Raw genomic sequence first — 17,281 nt, 5'->3', positions numbered from 1 at the left:
CCTAACATGACTGCTTATGACGAAGCCGGACTTTCTCACCGCCACCCGCGCAGCGTACGACGCCGTCGCTCCTCGCTATGCCGAGGACATCCCTGAGCGTTACCGCGCCAACCCATTCAACCATGCAATGATCCCCGTTTTCGTCGGGCTGATCCAAGCCCACGGCGGCGGCTTGGTGGCAGACGTGGGATGCGGCCCCGGCCATGTCACCGCTCATCTACATTCCCTCGGCGTGACCGCCTTCGGTGTGGACCTGTCGCCGGAGATGATCGGGCTGGCTCGGAGCCTGCATCCGGAACTGCGCTTCGAGGTCGGAGTGATGGATGCTCTCAAGGTCGAGGACGCTGCTCTGGCCGGTGTCCTCGCCAACTACTCCATCATCCACACCCCGCCCGAACGGCTCTCCGCAACGTTCGCCGAGTTCCACCGCGTGCTCGCGCCCGGGGGCCATCTGCTGCTCGGCTTCCCGGCCTACGACGATGCCACCAAGCTGGCCGAGTCATTCGACCACGCTGTGTCACTCGCCTACAGGTATTCGCCTGACCGCATTGCCGAACTGCTCCTAGGTACCGGGCTTACAGAGGTAGCAAGGCTAGTCGTTTCCCCGGAGGAAGATCCCAAGCGGGGCTTCCCGCAGGCATACCTCCTCTTCCGCCGTGCGATCGTGGCACACATGGAGTGAGCAACCCAGCCTGACCGACCTCCCCGCGAAGACTTCGCCGCCGACTTCGACGAGATCGGGCGACGGCTCGACGAGCCCTATCCGCCCAGGCCAACGATCGGGGACCCCATCATGCGCTGGCTCCGCCAAGAACATGACAAGTGGGTTGAGCGAAATGCCGTCCAACCCGCCCCACGCTAGTTGTCAATGCCCAGTTCGTTGGCATTGGCAACTGTCATCTTTCCTGCGCAAGGACACAAAGCGCCAGTACGAGGTCACGCGATGATCAATGGTCGGCTCGGATGTCACCTGACCCTTGCGGAGTGGCGGCAATCGCGCTACTGGTCGAGCTCCTCTGGGGCATCCGGCCGACTTGAAGTTATCAGGCGACCAAGGGGAGGGGTTTCCGCATTGGGTCGCCGCAATGCTGCGGACTGTCCATCAAGTGTCACGCCCCTCCAGTCTGTCGCGGTTAGCATGCGAGCGGCCGCTGTGGGAGAAGGACGCGGTTCAGTAAGGTATCCGAAGAGAACACGCGTGGACGCAGAAGGATCCGGCCCCCTTTGCAGGGCGCCGAGCGCTGTCGGCCGAGTCACAGAGGGGGAAAACCTCGCCGATGATCCACCATCCGCGACCGTTCGGGGCGCTCTGAAGGGCTCGGCTTCAGGAAGCCATCGAGCAGCAGGACGAGCAAATCGTCCTCGAACCCGCGGTGCTTGCCCTGGCCGCTGATGCGCTGAACGAGGCCGTCCCGATTGGGCTGTCTGGGCAGCGGTTGGGCGTCGCTGAGGTGAAGGTGGACATCGTCGCCGATGTTGCCTTGATGCACATGATTCGCTGCCAGGCATTGGCGGCAGAGCCAGCGGAGCGGTACGAGTATCAGGCCGCGGCCCCGCTATTTACCTTGGTTGCCTTGCTTGACGCTGACCGAGTGGCTCCCCAGATGCGTGAGGTGGTCGACGCTGCGTTGGAACAAGGGGCGCCTACCGAGGTTGAGCCTGCCGCGCAGTGGGCTTTGGATAGCTATGCGGCGTTGCTCGATATTGACGCCTCACGGACCGAAAGTCCGGAGGTGTTGGACGCGGCCATCATGATCCGGCTACGTGTGGTGGATGCGATGCCGCCGGACAACTCCGGTAACGCCGGAGCACGGACGGACTTGGAGATGCTGTACATTCGGCGATTCGACGCCTGCGGCGACGTCGAGGATCTTGACCACGCGATCGAGAGGCTGTGGCAGGCTGGTGCGCACGCTCATCGAGAAGATCAGCGAGCTGAAGCTCATCGCCTGCTGGGCATAGTCTCCGATCACCGGGCTTCCCTCGCCCGTGATGAGAAGTGATCAGGGCACAGCCAGTAGTCCCAACTTGAGCACCACCTACGCGACTGTCTGATCACCTCCAGCAGCGTGCGGCGGGCTGCCTCTTGGCCGTATATCCCCGTCCTCCTGAGGATCGTTAGCATGCTTGCCGTCAGCGCGGTCGGCTTTCTCCCGCCGCGCCCGTTCCCTGGCACGGGCCAGTGCCGTGGCCCGTGCCAGCGCTTCTTGTGCTGCCTCGATCTGCTCCGGGCTCAGTTCGGCCGCCGCTTCGGGTTCTGTTGCCCAGCGCACCCGTGCCAGGTCCCGCGCGGCTGCCTGATCGGCGCGGTTCCCCCGCCAGATGTCACCCGACCGCGATGCGCGACGCTGCCTCGCGGCCTCCTGCTCACGCTCTTGCATCGCCTTCGCGGCTCGCGGTGAGGAGAGGGCCAGCCATTCGCGGGCCAGGGCCGCCCACTGCTTCGCGTCGGTCATGACACCCTCCGGGCCCGCTGCACCCTCCATTCGGCGATCATCTCCTCCTCGAGCGCCGCCTTCTCCTGGCAGCGGCGCTCCATCTCCGCACGCGCCGCCCGGAACGCCTCGTTCGGCCCGGTCGCCGGACCGGCGGGAGTCGCCGCAGGATCCTCGAGATCGGCCTCGTTTTCGACGGCGTCGGTGGCAGGGCCAAGGCCGGGCACGTAGCCGGCCGCCTGGGCCGTCGCCTCCCACTCCCGCCGCCGCGCTTCCTGTTCAGCGCGCCGCCGAGCGTCGGCCGCCGCCCGGCGCTGGGACGGCAGCGGCAGCACCTGGCCGTTCGGACCGATCCACGCTGACAGTCGGTGCATCACCCACCCAGCGGGGTGTCGGATCTCGCGGATGCTTTTCCACGTGTACGTCCAGTGGCTGCCGTCGTCCCGTACGTCCAGGCCGTGCAGCAGGTCAGCGGGGGTGGCCCCAGCGTCGAGGAAGATCTTGAGGAGCCATCGCAGGTACCACGGCGTCATCAGGCGGTACACGGGTGACTCACGTCGGAGTCGTTCGCAGGCTGCGAGTCTGTCGCGTTTGGTCCTCGGCGTGCGGTGCAGGTGCCATGTCGGCGAAATACGGGAATGCTCACGGGAGCGGCGGCGTCTCTCGCCTGCGCGCGTGGGATCGATCGCTTCTTCACTACGTGAAGAAGCGGAAGGGGGATCACTTCTGCATTCCTGCTGGTCAACGCCATGATCTTGCGTGTGGTTGCTACGGCGGTCGGCGGCGGTGCGGCGTGGCACGCACAGCACCCATACAGCAGCCCTGTTGCCGAATCCGTCATCGACCAGGCCTGCGCAGGTGTTCTTGCGGAACCGGCAGGTGCTTCCCTGCTCGACGGTGCCGAGCCAGCCGCGTTCCCGCAGCCAGCGCACCCACCGCTTCACGGTTGGTTTGGCCAGCCCTGTGCGCTCGACGATCCGATGGACGGTCGGGCGGGAGCACATCGTGCTCCAGTCCGCATGCCAGCAGATGACGTTGGCGACCAACATCAAGTTGCTGAAGCCGTCGCAGCGCAACTCCAGGACCTCGGGGTCTTCCTTCAGGGTGCGCAGCCATGCATTCTGCGAGCCGGCTCGGCGCATCCCGCGCGGCACTGCGGAGGCGATGAGCGCCCGCGAAGGTTGCCCGAACAGGTCCTGGGTGTTGGATATGCCGGTGAACACCGTCCAGCGCACCCCGGATCGGCGCCGGTGGTTGGGCGTTTTGATGGCGCGTGTCCGACACGCCATACTTCCCGTTTGGGGGCATGCTGGCATGGCCCCACGTTCAGATGCCATAATGGCGGAGTCTCCGGTGCTAGATGGAGGCACAACAAAGCCCGCGGGCGGCCAGTCAGGCCGACGCGGTCATATCAGCCGGACGATCCTCCTTGTCGCTCAGCTCACAGGGCCTGCGAAACCATGTGGGAGCCGAACGACGTAGTGGATCGCTCGTCAGGAAACGCCCCGCTCTCCGGCGGGGCTTTCTTGTTGCACGGGTTTCATCTCCTCGGCACGCCCGCCGTACTGGCTAGGCGGCCACCATCTCGTCGTTGCGGCCGAGCGGCAGTTCCTCCTGAGCGCTGGGCTCGGACCTGTTGTTGGGCTTGAGCGCTTCGCGGAGCACACGCTCCACCGTGGCGGCGAACGAGCCGCCTTCCTGAGCTTGCCGGGCCTTCAGCAGGCGCAGCAGCTCGGCGTCGGTGATCGACTGCGAGTATCGATGCACGACTGTGGCCGGGGGGCCAGGCTTCCGTCCGCTCATGGTCGCTAATCATGGCGTAACTACGGTTCACGGTTCCAGGTTTGTGTGGGCGTGTCGGGCAACGACTTTCTTCTCTTGGATCATGGAAGGTCTTTCCTGTGCGACCTGAGGTCCGCCATCACCGCCAGCAACGCCGGGCCGGGCGATTCAGGGTGCGGGCGCGCCCACCAGCGCCGGACCGGTTCCTGTCGCGATCGACACCACACGCCACCGACGGGGCCGGACATGAGCGAGGGCTCGACGGAAGCCGCCGCGGCGAGCGGCGCCAGCGGCGGGTCGACGCGCTGGCCGCAGCCGCGCGGCGCAAGTCCGAGAGCAAGCTGGCGGCCGCCGAGTCGGCGATAAAACGCCTGATCAAGCAGGATGCGCCGGTGACATTCCAGGCGGTGCAGCGCGAGGCCGGCGTCTCCCACTCCTTCTTGTACGGTCATCCGATGTTGCGTCGGCGTATTGAACAGCTCCGGCAACGGCGCATGCCGCCTCGCGCTGAGAGGGCCCGCGCAGACGGGTGCGAAGGTGCAGCCAGCGACAACGTGGTCTTGGCGCTGACCGCTGAGATCGCCCGGTTGAAGCGTGTGCACCGACTGGAGATGGCCGCGTTGCGTGAGGCGCTAGAGCGTGCGCACGGCGAAAACTTGATCTTGAGGCGGCAGCTTGGATGTTTGCATGGGGAGGCGACCGGACTGGACTGAGCGGTTTGTGCCTGTATGCGCTTAACCTGACAGACTCAAGATTCTGTATGGTTACCGGTAAGTAACATAGGTGAACTAAGCAAAGGCGTAAACTGGGCGCGGTGCTCGACGGATCTCCTGCTCCTGTTCTGGCGGCTGTCGCCCACGGGAGCGCTTACGATGTTCTCGCACCGCGGCGGGCCAGCAGGACGTTGTAGACGGTAGAGGACGGCGCCGGAGATGGCTCTCGCCACCCTGGGTGCCAGTCCTGCGCGTTGGTGCGCCTCGTCGATCAGCTCGAACGATCCGGGGACATCAGCACTCCGGCGCCGAACGCCATCACCGACGCGATCAGCCGCTCCGACATCCGAACCACTTATCCCGCCAGCGTGGCAAGCACGAGCGCGCACCCGGCCAGCAGCCCCCACCCGCCCGCCTGGAACCACTCGGGCATGATCAGGCGGCCCTCCCTCCGCCACCCCTCTCAAACCGGGGCGCCTCTTCCTCCGGTTTGTGGCCGCCGAGGGCCTCGAACGCCAGACCCTCGCGGGACGACAAGTCTTGCGGGTAAGGAGGAGGTTATGGTCGGCTCGGGGGTGCGGACCTCCGCTTCGGCTCTGCACCGCTCGGCCAGCCTTTGGTATTCCGGCTGGATGCGCTGCAACTGGTCGATGACGCGCTCCAGTTGCGGCCCATCGAGATCGGTGAGCGCCCGCAGGCCGCGGCGGATGGTTTCCATCGCCTGCTCAGCGCGGTCGAGGGCGGCCAGGCACTCCCCGGGTACGCTCACTTCACGTCCAGGCGGCACGGTGGCGGCGGGAGAGCGCGGGGCTGTGGGTTCGGCCGTGGCCGGACCTGGGTCCCCATCGGTTTCGCCCGGCGGCCTCTGCAAGCCCACGCTGGTGATGAGGGCGCCTGTGGCCACGCCCAGCAGGAATGCCATGACGGACACGGTCCACAACACCACCCGGACTCCGGGCCTGCGCTTGCTGGTGGCACGTTCTCGGATCTCGCCTGTTTCCCGCCCGGAGGACTCCGTCCGATCGTGCCCGCGGGGGCCGCCAGGCTCCTCGTTCACGGGCATCTCCCCCTCCTGTGCTGTCAGCAAAGTCATGGCATTGATGACGGAGCGTCACATACCCCCCGACGGGCAGGGGCATACCGGGCGGTGAAGGCGGTCCCGTGGCCAGGAGAAAGGACCCGACCGGTGAGTGCCTCGTTTCGACGGAGCGGCTCCGCGACCGTCCGGATGCTCGACGGCCTGATGGCGGCCTGGGCGGTGTTCTGGCTCGTGATCGGATCATGGACGGCGCTGTCGCTGTGGGAGCTGTCGCATCTCGGCGAGACCATCGTGACTTCGGGCCAGGCGATCGGCAGCGCAGGGCGTGCTCTGGAAACGATCGCCGAGTTGCCCGTCGTCGGGGAGGGGCCGGGCGCGCTTGCCCGGCAGGTCCGGGAAGCTGCGGAGCGCATTGTGACGAGCGGGCACGAGGCGAAGAGCAACCTGCGTCGGCTCGGTGTTCTTGTGGGTCTGGCGATCGCCCTGATCCCGACAGTCGCGATGCTCGGCTGTTATCTCCCGGCGCGGCGGGAGCGGCGACAGGCGGGCAAGTCTCCCCCGCGATCAGAATCCGGCACATGAGCGTGCCGGCACCTGGTACGGAAGGCTCCCCGGCGGGACGCCTCGCGGCGCGATATGCCCGCGTCGTCGTCCGCTTCCGGTACCTGGTCGTGGGGTTCTGGGTGACCGCTGCGGCAGTCTCGTGGTTCGTCCTCCCGGATGTGTCCCAGACGCGAGGAGGAGGTATCGAAGGGCTGGTGCCGCTGGACACGCCTGCGGTGCAGATGGAGCGCAGAGCCGTCGAGCTGTTCGATTTCCCTCTGCTGGGCCGTACGGTCATCGTGCAGCACGACCCGGCCGGGCTGTCCCCGTATGCGCAGGCGGAGCCGGTCGCCCTGGCGATGGGGCTGCTGCGCGGGCAGTTCGAGGAGGCCGGGCCGATCCTGGGCGCGCTGCCGCTGAGCAATTCACTGGGGTTGCTGGAATCGAACGAACGCGGCACGGGCGTGGTCACCTATCTGTTGATGCCGCCGACGGCCGGGTTCGCTTACCAGATGGAGGCAGCCGAACGATTCGCCGAACGTCATCTGGAGCCCGATGACGCCTACGTGGGCGTGACCGGCTCGGTGCCGGCGAGGGTGGAGCAGCAACGCATTGTCGAGCGGTATCTGCCTCTGGTGGAGTTGGCCACTGTCACCGTGATCGCGTTGATCGTGTGCGTCACGTTCGGATCGGTGGCGGCACCGCTGCTGGCCTTGCTGGTCTCGGGCCTTGCGTTTGTGCTGACCATCCGGCTGGCCGCGGTCGCGGCGCGGCTGCTGGGGGTGCCGATGCCGGCCGAACTGGAGCCGTTGCTGGTGGCGCTGCAGCTCGGCATCGTGACCGACTATGTCATCTTCTTCCTGTCCGGGTTGCGCGCCCGGCTGGCGGAGGGCCGTCCACGGCTGGAGGCCGCCTGCCGCTCGGCTGTGCAGTTCGGGCCGATCGTGGCGGTCGCGGGGGTCACCGTGGCGGCGGGCACGGCCTCATTGCTGGTCACGCGATCCCAGTTGTTTCGCGCCTTCGGCCCGGGTATGGCGCTGGCCGTGCTCGTGGCCCTTCTCGTCGCGATCACGCTCGTTCCCGCGCTGATGGCGATCGTCGGGCGGTGGTTGTTCTGGCCGTTCCTTCATGGGCGGTATGGGGTGCCGCGGACTGCGGGCCGCGCCGGCCCGGCCGATCGAGCCCGCGAGTCCCGCATCATGCGCGTGCTGACCCGGCGTGGGCCGGCCGCCGTCGTCGCGTCGGCCTGCATCCTGGCGCTTGTGCTGGCGGCGCTGCCCATCGGAAAGATGCGGCTAGGGCTTGACTTCGTCGGCTCGCTGCCCGCCGGCGACCCGGTGCGCAGGGCCGCCGTCGCCGCGCAACAGGCTTTCGCTCCCGGCATCCTGTCGCCCACGGTGGTTCTGCTCGAGGGAGACGGGATCGCCGAGCGACCAACTGAGCTGGCCAAGCTGGGCGACCGGTTCAGGCGCCTGCCCGGCGTGGCCGGCGTGATCGCTCCCGGGGAGCGCCTGCCGGCGGTCGAGGCCGGCATCCTGCTCTCCCGGGAGCGGCACGCCGCCCGTTATCTGATCATCCTGGATGACGAACCGCTGGGGGCGGCCGCGATCAAAACGGTCAACCGCCTGCAGGATCGGCTGCCGGAGATGCTGGCGCAGTCCGGGCTGGGCGGCGTCCGGGCCGGCGTGGCGGGTGACACCGCCATCGCCGCGCACATCGTCGCGGAGACCACCAATGACCTCGTGCGGATCTCTGTGGCCGCCATCTTGGTCAATTTGCTGGTGTTGGTGGTGTTTCTGCGCGCCCTTGTCGCCCCGCTGTATCTGCTGGCCAGCAGCGTCCTGTCGGTCGCGGCTTCGCTGGGCCTCGCCGTGCATCTGTTCCAGACGGTCTTCGGCCACGCCGGGCTGACGTTCTATGTCCCCTTCGCCGCAGGTGTGCTGCTGGTAGCCCTGGGCTCCGACTACAACATCTTCGGTATCGGCCATGTGTGGAAAGAGGCAAGAAACCTCGGCCTTCGCAGGGCCATCATCGTCGCCGTCCCCCAGTCGACCAGGGCGATCACCGCCGCCGGCGTCACGCTCGCCGCCAGCTTCGGACTGCTGGCCATTGTCCCGCTGCGGCCCTTCCACGAACTCGCCTTCGCGATGGCCTTGGGCATCCTCCTCGACGTGATCGTGGTCCGCTCGCTGATGCTCCCCACGCTTCTCGGCCTCGTAAGGCGGATCAGCGGCTGGCCGGGCCGCACCTTCGGGTGGGAACCGGACCGTTAACGGCCAACCCGAGCGCCAGGAGGTTTGGGCGGAAGTCATGAGCGCAGGTACGGCTGTCTCGGCACCGCCGTCCGGCGACCCTCACCCGCTGGCGCGGCCGTGCACGCCGCGCTCAGCAGCCTCGCACACGCCGCATGAACGCACGGCAGCGGAAAGAGATCGGCTTGACCGACTGGTGGTCGCCAAGCCGGCGCGCAAAGCTCAGCCCCAGATACGGACGGATCCGCACAGCACCGATCCTCGGACGTTGGTGGCAGTGAATGTTCACGTCGGGGTGGAGATGGCCACGTGGGTGCGGCAGGAGGCGGTGCGGGAACGGCTCACCCCATCAGCCGCTGTGACCGCGTTCTGCGGAACCGTCTCGGCCTTTCCCTTGATGATCGTTGTTGTCGCCGTGCACGGCGTGCTCACCGGTCCAGGCCAAGTGGCCCGGCGGTTGTCGCCATCGCCCGTCTTGGCGGTATGTGCTGGGGAATCTCCCTGAATTGGGAGCGACCGCACCGGCTGTGATCTCCTCCATATCGAGAGGAGGCACGTGATCACACGGTGGGTGGATCGCTGCGGGTACGGCTGGCGCTCTGGGCCAGCATCGCCATGGTGGTGGTGAACCTTGTCGTCAGCGGGTTCGTCTTGTACGCCGTCCGGAACGCGGCCGTCGACATCAGGGCACACCAGATGACCGACAAGGTTCTGCCCATCCTGGAACGCATCAAGCTCAACCGGCTGCCCCGGACAATCTCCAGCGATCTCGACGGTATCCAGGTCATCAACCCGGCCGGTCAGGTGGTCTCCTCGACGGCGAATCTGGCCGGCATGCCGCAGCAGACGGCGGCAATCCCCCGTGCCGGCCGTCCTTACGACGTCGCACGGCTCTGCGGCCTGCCCGCCTTTGACGGCCAGTGCAAGCTCGTGGTCGCCATGCGCGTGTATCAGCCAGGCGGCGACTGGATCATCTACGCCTTCGACTCGGCGGTCCCTTGGTACGTCAGCCCCGAAGTGCTCATCTTCCAGATCTGTCTCACGGTCGCATTGGCCGGACTCACCTGGTTCGGGGTATCGCGGGTGGTGGCAAGAACACTTGCGCCCGTGAGCCGGATCACCACCAGGCTCGCCGAAATCACCGCGGACGGCGGCGGAATGCGCGTGCCCGTGCCGGAGCGGGTGGACGATGAGATCGCCGTTTTGGCCAAGACCGCCAACCAGACACTGGAGCGGCTGGAGACAGCGCTGGAGCAGCAGCAGAGCGCCATGGAGCAGCAGCAGGCGGCCATGGAACAGCAGCGCAGATTCGCCTCCGACGCCTCCCACGACCTACGCAGCCCGATCACCGCCATGCGCGCGCAACTCGAGGAGGCCATGCTCCATCCCGAACACGCCGATTGGCGTCAGCTGAGCGATGGCCTGCTGGCCAGCCTGGAGCGCCTGCAGGCCATCGTCACAGACCTGCTCACGCTGGCCAGACTGGACGCCGGAGCTCCACTCCGCTACGACAGAGTCGATCTGGGCGAGCTCGTCGGTACCGAGACGCTCAGGCCGCGGTCGAAGCAGGTCGTCACCACGGTGGAGCCTGGCGTGGTGGTCACCGGTGATCGGCTGCAACTGGTCCGCTTGCTGACCAACCTGCTGGACAATGCAGAGCGGCACGCCGAGAGCCGCATCGTCGTGACCGTGTGCCGGCAGGGCGAGCAAGCGGTGCTAGAGGTCCGTGACGACGGCCCGGGCATCGCGCCTGAGCAGCGAGAGATCGTTTTCCGGCGCTTCACTCGCCTGGATGCCGCACGCGGCCGTGACGCCGGTGGCACAGGCCTCGGCCTGCCCATCGCCCGTGAGATTGCTACCGCCCACAATGGCACGCTCAGCATCGAGGACTCCGACATCGGCGCCCGGTTCGTCCTACGGATGCCCGCCCGGTCGGAGTGAAATCAAGCCCTACCGCCCACTCACCATCCCGTAGACCTCAGCCACTGCCCGGTCAGCGGGTGAGGTCTCCACGCGCGCAGCACCTCGACCTTCCACGACCAGCTCGGCCATCAGCCGGAGGGCGCCTGCCAAGTCAAGCTCTCCCTGGGCGCGCCGACGAGCATGACGTTGCTCTTCCTGGCTGCCTGCGCAGGCCACCGGGAAGCCGAAGCCGGCACGGCGGTCAGCCCTTCCCAGCACATCTGGCGCATCCTCACAGAGCCAGCGGTCCTCGACGCCCGGCGCATTCAGGGAGAACGACTGCACTGCGCCCGCGTCCACGCGGGCGCCCAGCGCCACTGCAGAGGTGGGGCCCGCACCTTTCAAGGACGGCCAACGGTCCTGGCAGCGACAGGTGAACACTGAGGCGCCTGCCGCGCGCCGGAGGAGACTCGTGATCGCCCTCATGAGGGTTACTCATGGTAGCTCCATCCCCCCTTACTGTGACGGATCGGACGTGCGATTGTTGCGGCGGCGCGACCTTACGACGCCGCGTCGGAGATAGCGTCAGCGTGCTTAGCCCTTCCCTATGGCGCGGCCCGTGCCCCCGTCGTGGCCGCGCCTGCCCCCGCCTGCCTCTTCGGAATCCAGGCAGGCGGGGGCACACCCATCGCTGGAGACCTCCGTTGAGCACCGAGCCGCTCCCCCGGCGCATGGAAGCTGAGCGTTGTGACCACCTCGACGAGGCCGGACGCCGCTGCGTACTACCGCTCAACCATGAGGGTCTTCACATCTACCCTCGCAGCGACGACTGATCCAGATCAGCCGTCGTCCACCCTCGGCAGCCAGACCCCAGCCGCTCATGAAGTCGGTGACCGGGCCGCTTCCCAGCTTGCCTTCTGGCCGAGCCTCGGCCAGGTCCATCGTCCTCCTCAGCCACCGAGTGGCGGACCAGCTGGATGACGGCGCGTTCGGCCAGTGTTTTGACCTGCTGGTGGTTCTGCCCGTCGGCTTGGGCGGCGCCGCGCAGCTGCTCTAGTTCGGTGAACACCTGCTCGACCTCGCGGTGGTCGGTGAACAGTACGGCGATCACATCGGGGTGCTCGCCCACGCTCGCGGCCTCTTATCCGGCGAAGTATTCCGGCGGGAGTCTCACGTCGGCGCCGCGCAGGCGGTCCTCGCCGCGACGCCGACGCGCCTGACCTTCCCCGTTCCCGCTGGCGGCGCTCGAAACACGCAGGATGCAGCCGCGATCGTCACGGGAGCCGGCGTCCGGATCGTCCAACCAGCGTCCGCCTTCGGCCAGGTAGCGAAAGCAGATGCTGGCGCCTTGCGGCAGGCGCACCACCGCGGTGTGGACACCGTGCTCGGTGCGCCGCATCGGATGGGCGTAGGGATCCCAGTGGTTGAAGTCGCCCACGACCGAGATGTGCCCGGGAATGTCGGCAGGCAGCGTGAAGGTGACGGCGACCAGCCCGTCCTTGGCCGGCTCGTCCTGTCGAATCACCGCGTTCTCCTCCTACCTTTGCCGTCTGCCGCGGTTCGGCGCATGCCTGCGGCTGATCGCAGCGCCGACCATCGGGCACAGCCAGGTCCGGAGCCGGCAGCTCTTTTATCCAGTGCACGCCGCCGTGTGCGCCCGGGGCGCTTCGCCACGACGCCGGACAAGGAGCCGTTGATCGACACTTGCCGGGCCCTTGCCCCAACTCTCCTGCTTGCTGTGCCACGGTGACGAGGGAGGATGCCGGCTGCTGTCTCGATCGGCTGCCCCCGGCAGAGGAGCGGCATCGGCCAACGAGGAGATCGGCGACCTTCCGCGGCACGACACCAACCCTTTCAGCATCTTCGCGGTGGCCCTGCTCGTGGGGACCATCTGCGTCCCGAAAGTCTTCGCTCTTACCGCGCTCGCGGTGGCTTACTCGACCCTGGCCGACTTCCTCCACCGACGTGGTGGTGGCGGACCGCTCTGTCAGGGGCGCTCGCCTACGGTGACCGTGACCTTCCTGGCCTCGCCGTCCCGCCATACCTCCAGCGAGATGTGTGTGCCGGGGCGGACCTCGCGCAGCTTGTCCAGCACGTCCTCGGTGCTTCGCACCGGTTGCCCAGACAAGCTCGTGATCACATCGCCCGGCTGGAGTCCGGCATCGGCGGCGGGGCCGCCCGCCACCACGCCGGTCACGATCGCGCCCGCCTCCGTCTCCACGTCGAAGGATTGGACGATCTCGGGAGTCAGCGTCCGCAGGCTGATGCCGAGGAAGGGGTGAACGACCTGGCCCCTGGCCAGAAGCTGGTCGGCCGCCCAGGTGGCGGTGGCGGCCGGGATGGCGAATCCGATGGACACCGCGCCCGCCTGAGGCGGTATGTAGGCCTCGTTGATGCCCACGACCTCGCCGCGGGCGTTCACCAAGGCGCCGCCGGAAACTCCCGGAGAGATCGCGGCATCGGTCTGGATCAGATCGACGAGTGCGCGCCCGGCGAGGGCCGAGCCCGGCACCTCGCGGTCCAGGCCGGACACGATGCCCGCCGTGACCGTGTTCTCGAAGCCCAGTGGGCTTCCCAAGGCCAGGACCAGCTCGCCCTGAACGGGCAGCCTCCGCTGGAAGGTCGCCGGCTGGAGCCCGGTCCGCTCGGTCTTGACCACGGCCAGGTCGGTCCTGGCGTCGGCCGCCAGCACCCGGCCGTCCACCAGGGTCCCGTCGGCGAAGGCGATCCGCACCTCCTCCCGCCCGTCGACGACGTGCTGGTTGGTGAGGATGACGCCGTCCTGCCGGTAGACCACGCCGCTGCCGAGGGAGTCTCCGGCGAACATGGTCACCACCGACGGCTCCACCTTCCGCACGATTCCCGGGATCCGGGAGAGGGTGTCCTGCGGGGCGGCCGCCGCCCGGCTCGGCGTCGCCGTGGGGGCTTGGGTGCTGCAGCTCATCAGACCAGCCACGATCGCCAGAGCTGCGAGCAGTCGGAACGCTGGCACGCTGGCTCCTTTCCTGAAGGAGATCGGTCCGCCCTCCCGGATTTCCGGACAATCTGGCCGCCTCGGGTCCAGCCGTGCCTTTGCCCTCACGCACGGGACCTAACCGGTGAGGCGGTGATGGTGCCCCGCCCCCGGCGGGTGCCTCCCGGGTGCTTGGCGTCGCAGTCCGGCAGGGCGGGAGCGCGCCAAGTCGGTGAGGGGCGCAGACCCCGACGACATCCCGGCCCCAACGGCCGCGGTCAACCACCGCCTGGTGATCATCTGGCTCGCCACACGGCGGTGGTGGGTATGAGCGTGCGCCCCGGGGGAAAGCGCACGACGCATGTTGACTGACCGATGGTGGCGCTGAGGAGGAAGTCAGATGACCGACCAGAGATCGTCACTGGCCGGGCAGGTCGTCGTCGTCACTGGAGCCAGCGCAGGCGTTGGCCGTGCGACGGCTCGGCTGTTCGGCCGTCAGGGTGCCAAGGTCGCCTTGCTCGCCCGTGGTGAGGCCGGACTGGAGGCCGCGGCCAGGGAGGTGGAGCTGGCCGGCGGGACGGCGTTGGCGGTGCCCACCGACATGGCTCACTATCACGAGGTCGAGGAGGCGGCCGAGCGGGTCGAGCGTGAGCTGGGAGACATCGATGTCTGGCTGAATGTGGCCTTCTCATCGGTGTTCGCACGCTTCATCGACGTCAAGCCGGAGGAGTTCGAGCGGACCACGCGCGTGACCTACCTCGGATACGTATGGGGGACCCGGGTGGCTCTGGAGCGGATGCGCGGACGTGACCGCGGAGTGATCGTCCAAGCCGGATCCGCGCTGGCCTACCGCTCGATTCCGCTGCAGTCCGCCTATTGCGGCGCCAAGCACGCCATCAAGGGCTTCACCGAGTCGCTACGGACCGAGCTGCTGCACGACAGCAGCGGGGTGAAGATCACCATGGTGCAGCTGCCCGCGCTCAACACCCCGCAGTTCGACTGGGTGCTGTCGCGGCTACGCCGCCATCCGCAACCAGTCCCGCCGATCTTCCAGCCCGAGGTGGCCGCGCACGCTCTGCTGTATGCCGCCCAGCACCCGCAGCGGCGGGAGTTCTGGGTCGGCGGCAGCACCGCCATGACGGTGCTGGCGCAAAAGCTCGCACCCGCTCTGCTCGACCGCTATCTCGCCCGCACCGGTATGAACTCGCAGCAGACCAGCGGCCCTCCCACCGGCATCGCCAATCTGTGGGAGGCAGCCGACTTCGAACGCGACTTCGGCGCGCACGGCAGCTTCGACCAGCGCGCCAAGGCCCGCAGCCTTCAACTGTGGGCCTCACAGCATCGCGGCCTTCTCGTGGTGGCAGGTGCCGCCACCGGCATCGCCGCCTTGCGTGCCGTCACCAAGCGGTGAAAACCGCCCACGGGTTCGGCACGCACCGCAGGAACGACGGTTCTGTAGGTGTTGTTGTAGCGGCTAGCCGAGCCGCGGTATCCCCGTGGTCATCACCATCCTGGCCTGGGCCGGCACTGGCGCCCGTACCGCCTGGTGCGGTGGCTGCATGAGGGTAGGACCCCGGCATGAGGTGGAGTCTGACGACCGGTGCCCGCCGGGCGCGAGGTCCTTGGGCGGAGCTGTGGACGTGGCCGACAGGAGGTGCGGTCGTGGGCTGGCTGCTGGCGATGGGCCTGGTGGCGCTCTACCCCTCGATGTACAGCCCCCGCGTCCGCCAGCTGTGGCCAGGCGACAGCGATGCCGCAACCGCCATGCTCCAGGTGATTGCCGCCGCCGTGATCACGGTGACGGCGCTGACCTTCACCTTGACGGTGGTGGCGTTGCAGTTGGCCTCGCAACAGTTTTCCCCGCGGCTGCTGCGCGACTTCATCCGCGACCGCGTCACCAAAGCCGTGCTCGCCTTGCTGGTCGGCACCTTCGTCTACGCGCTGACCGTGCTTCGTAGTCTGCACCGGGAGGAGCCGCTGCCCGAACTGGCGCTGCTGGTCGCCTTCGGGCTGGGTCTGGCCTCGCTGGCGTCGGTTATTGCCTTCATCAGCCACATCACCAGAGTCCTGCGCGTGGACACCATGATGCTCACCGTGCACGACGAGACCGCACGTACCATCGCCACCTTCTACCCTGCCTACGGCGATGAGCGGCCCCAGTCCCCCCACGGGGCCGGCCACGGCATGGACCCTGACTTCGGCGAGCCGGTCATCGCCAGGCGCAGCGGCTTCCTACGCTACATACACGTCGACGAGCTGGTACGGGCCTGCGAGCGGGCAGACGCGTTCGTACGAGTAGACGTGCGGGCCGGGGATCACATCGTCCAGGGCACACCGGTGGCCTCGGTGTGGAGCCTCGTCCACACTCGCAAGCCCGCCCCATCCGTGTTCGAAGCCGTGCACGATGCCCTGAACTTCGACTACGAACGTACCGTCGACCAGGACGCCGCCTTCGGTTTCCGCCAGTTGGAGGACATCGCCGTCAAGGCCCTGTCCCCGGCCATCAACGACCCGGTCACGGCCACGCACGCGATCGGGCACATGGCCGACCTGCTCGTCACCCTGTGCGGGCGAAAGTTGGGCCCCACCCTCCACACCGACGCGGCCGGGCGGGGTCGCGTGGTCGTACCCGATCGGGATCTGCGCTACTACCTGGAGCTGGCCTGCGGACAGGTCCGCCGCTACGGAGCAGCCGAGCCGACGGTGCTGAAGGCGCTGCTGGCCATGCTGCGCGACGTCGCCGCCGCAGCGCGGAATGACGAGCACCGGACGGAGATAGAACGCCAGGTCTGCTATATCATCGCCGAACTCCCCGCCTCCATCGCGGACCACGACGCCGAACAGGTGCACGACATGGCTGAACGCGTCCGCCTCGTCCTGGTTGGACAGGTTCGTGCCGGCTTTGTCGACCGCAGTGGCGAGACCCGCTCCACCTGAGGAAACAGTCGAGCGCCGGTGTCGGCGCGGCCGCGCAGCTGGCGACCCGCCTGCGCCGCGCAGCACCGGCGATCGACTTCTCCAGCCCGTACGCCGCTTCCGTCATGGCGGCGTCGACGTCCGGTAGCGCAGTACATGGACGTGGCGTCCGGCCTTCCTGCTCCGAGGCCGGACGCCCACGTATCACAGATTCGGCTTTTCGCTCCCAGAACAAATCCGCTTTCACAACTTACGCGTAGTAGTGGTCTGATCGATGAGGGTAAATCGCCGTTGACGGCGAGGTTGACGGCGAGGTTGACGGCGAGGTTGACGGCGAGGTTGACGGCGAGGCAACGTGGTCCCGCATCGCTAGTGTCATGCGCCTGAAATTTGTCGGTTAAGTTCATATGCTGGCGGACATGGCGCATTCAGGACCGCCGGCAGTGGAGATCCATCTGACCGAGGCTGAGCGGGCTCGGCTGATCGGCATGTCCGCGGAGCCGTCGCGGGTGGCGATCCGGGCGAAGATCGTGCTGGCCTGTGCGGAGCCGGGATCCAGTAACGCGCAGGTGTCGCGGGAGTTGGGCATCGCCGTGGGCACGGTGCGTAAATGGCGTGCCGCCTTCGCCGAGGGCGGGCTGGGCGCCTTGGTCGATGAGGCCCGCACGGGGCGGCCCAAGGCGGAGTTGACGGTCACCGACGAGGAACGGGCGGTGCTGCAGCGGTGGGCGCGGCGGGCGAAGTCC

General features: G+C 67.7%; 15 protein-coding genes. 9 read left to right on the top strand and 6 right to left on the bottom strand.

Annotation, left to right across the window (positions count from 1 at the left end; all coding sequences use genetic code 11):
• Positions 1 to 16: 16 nt before the first annotated feature.
• Together ID574_RS57310 and ID574_RS57305 are read left to right on the top strand one after the other, a co-directional pair.
• Positions 17 to 682, top strand: a complete 666-nt coding sequence (locus ID574_RS57310) for a class I SAM-dependent methyltransferase (protein ID WP_188197507.1) — start codon at positions 17 to 19, stop codon at positions 680 to 682.
• A gap of 775 nt (positions 683 to 1,457) precedes the next feature.
• Entirely contained in the window at positions 1,458 to 2,003 is a 546-nt protein-coding gene (locus ID574_RS57305; protein ID WP_188197506.1) for a hypothetical protein, read from the top strand.
• 36 nt (positions 2,004 to 2,039) lie between these two features.
• Here the strand turns inward: ID574_RS57305 and ID574_RS57300 are convergent, their stop codons facing one another.
• The 3 genes from ID574_RS57300 to ID574_RS57290 form a co-directional block, all read right to left on the bottom strand.
• Positions 2,040 to 2,456, bottom strand: a complete 417-nt coding sequence (locus tag ID574_RS57300; RefSeq protein WP_188197505.1) for a hypothetical protein — start codon at positions 2,454 to 2,456, stop codon at positions 2,040 to 2,042.
• Positions 2,453 to 3,658, bottom strand: coding sequence for a hypothetical protein (locus ID574_RS57295; RefSeq protein ID WP_188197504.1), 1,206 nt, complete (start codon positions 3,656 to 3,658; stop codon positions 2,453 to 2,455). The genes ID574_RS57300 and ID574_RS57295 overlap by 4 nt, the downstream gene beginning before the upstream one ends.
• Before the next feature lie 346 nt (positions 3,659 to 4,004).
• A complete protein-coding gene (locus tag ID574_RS57290; RefSeq protein ID WP_188197503.1) occupies positions 4,005 to 4,238 on the bottom strand; it encodes a hypothetical protein in 234 nt (77 codons plus the stop codon).
• A 98-nt stretch (positions 4,239 to 4,336) separates the two neighbouring features.
• Here ID574_RS57290 and ID574_RS57285 point away from each other — a divergent pair, with 98 nt between their 5' ends.
• The 4 genes from ID574_RS57285 to ID574_RS57270 all read left to right on the top strand — a co-directional run bounded on the left by ID574_RS57285 (position 4,337) and on the right by ID574_RS57270 (position 10,705).
• Entirely contained in the window at positions 4,337 to 4,930 is a 594-nt protein-coding gene (locus tag ID574_RS57285) for a DUF6262 family protein (protein WP_223168151.1), read from the top strand.
• Positions 4,931 to 6,158: 1,228 nt separating this feature from the next.
• Complete coding sequence (locus ID574_RS57280; RefSeq protein ID WP_223168150.1) at positions 6,159 to 6,551, top strand: hypothetical protein; 393 nt, start codon at positions 6,159 to 6,161, stop codon at positions 6,549 to 6,551.
• Complete coding sequence (locus tag ID574_RS57275; RefSeq protein ID WP_188197501.1) at positions 6,548 to 8,785, top strand: MMPL family transporter; 2,238 nt, start codon at positions 6,548 to 6,550, stop codon at positions 8,783 to 8,785. The genes ID574_RS57280 and ID574_RS57275 overlap by 4 nt, the downstream gene beginning before the upstream one ends.
• Before the next feature lie 594 nt (positions 8,786 to 9,379).
• Positions 9,380 to 10,705, top strand: a complete 1,326-nt coding sequence (locus tag ID574_RS57270; RefSeq protein ID WP_188197500.1) for a sensor histidine kinase — start codon at positions 9,380 to 9,382, stop codon at positions 10,703 to 10,705.
• Between the two features lie 772 nt (positions 10,706 to 11,477).
• Here the strand turns inward: ID574_RS57270 and ID574_RS57265 are convergent.
• The 3 genes from ID574_RS57265 to ID574_RS57255 all read right to left on the bottom strand — a co-directional run bounded on the left by ID574_RS57265 (position 11,478) and on the right by ID574_RS57255 (position 13,658).
• On the bottom strand, positions 11,478 to 11,795 hold the full coding sequence (locus tag ID574_RS57265) for a hypothetical protein (protein ID WP_188197499.1): 318 nt from the start codon (positions 11,793 to 11,795) through the stop codon (positions 11,478 to 11,480).
• A 12-nt stretch (positions 11,796 to 11,807) separates the two neighbouring features.
• Positions 11,808 to 12,191 (bottom strand): isoamylase early set domain-containing protein, encoded by a 384-nt coding sequence (locus ID574_RS57260; protein WP_188197498.1) that lies wholly within the window; start codon positions 12,189 to 12,191, stop codon positions 11,808 to 11,810.
• A 462-nt stretch (positions 12,192 to 12,653) separates the two neighbouring features.
• Entirely contained in the window at positions 12,654 to 13,658 is a 1,005-nt protein-coding gene (locus ID574_RS57255) for a S1C family serine protease (protein WP_223168149.1), read from the bottom strand.
• A gap of 361 nt (positions 13,659 to 14,019) precedes the next feature.
• On the opposite strand from ID574_RS57255, the gene ID574_RS57250 reads away from it, so the two are divergent.
• From ID574_RS57250 to ID574_RS57240, 3 genes are all read left to right on the top strand, one after another.
• Positions 14,020 to 15,030 carry an SDR family oxidoreductase gene (locus ID574_RS57250; protein WP_188197497.1) on the top strand — a complete coding sequence of 337 codons (1,011 nt, stop codon included), beginning with the start codon at positions 14,020 to 14,022 and terminating at the stop codon, positions 15,028 to 15,030.
• A gap of 167 nt (positions 15,031 to 15,197) precedes the next feature.
• On the top strand, positions 15,198 to 16,556 hold the full coding sequence (locus ID574_RS57245) for a DUF2254 domain-containing protein (protein ID WP_223168148.1): 1,359 nt from the start codon (positions 15,198 to 15,200) through the stop codon (positions 16,554 to 16,556).
• Positions 16,557 to 16,954: 398 nt separating this feature from the next.
• On the top strand, positions 16,955 to 17,281 hold a 327-nt coding region (locus tag ID574_RS57240; RefSeq protein WP_188197495.1), incomplete at its 3' end, for a helix-turn-helix domain-containing protein.

The sequence above is a fragment of the Nonomuraea sp. SYSU D8015 genome (assembly GCF_008065375.1).
Classification (GTDB): domain Bacteria; phylum Actinomycetota; class Actinomycetes; order Streptosporangiales; family Streptosporangiaceae; genus Nonomuraea.
Note: the sequence above shows the minus strand (reverse complement) of the source record. Positions and strands in the feature narration are given on the sequence as shown.